Annotated in this window: 1 pseudogene; it reads left to right on the top strand. The window is 27.7% G+C overall.

Annotated elements, in window-relative coordinates:
• Positions 1–200, top strand: a pseudogene (locus HZY83_RS00975) (EVE domain-containing protein); the annotation flags it as partial.
• Positions 201–469: the final 269 nt, after the last annotated feature.

Below are 469 nucleotides of genomic sequence, written 5' to 3'. Positions count from 1 at the left end.
GTTATGAGGTGACATTACCTAGGTACAATAAAGATGGAAGTATGATTAAATGGTCTAAAAACAAAGATTCCTTCTATCACTTTAATCCTAATTGGCATATTATTGGTGTAACATATGATTCTATAGAGGACATTAAACAGAAGTATTCTCAACAGTTTCTTAAGTATACGCGCATTGTACGCGTTAATCATTCAGAGTAAGTTAGTTTAATAGAATATCTTAATTAAATTTTAGAAATTAAATTTGAAATGACTCTCCTCAAACTCTTTACGTTAATAAGTGAAAGTTTTGAGGGGAGCTTTTTATGTTTTAAAGATTCTTAATCGCCATTAAGTTAAATACAAATGCTTTTATTTCAATTAATTAAAATTACTAAAGAAATGTTTGTAAATGAGGAGGAGGCCGTGTTTATGATGTTTTGAAAAAAGGAAATGTAATTGTAAGAGTTAATAAAGGAGGTATTTAATAT

This window comes from Gemella sp. GH3 (assembly GCF_013415425.1).
Taxonomy (GTDB): domain Bacteria; phylum Bacillota; class Bacilli; order Staphylococcales; family Gemellaceae; genus Gemelliphila.
This window is presented reverse-complemented; position numbering and strand designations above follow the sequence as displayed.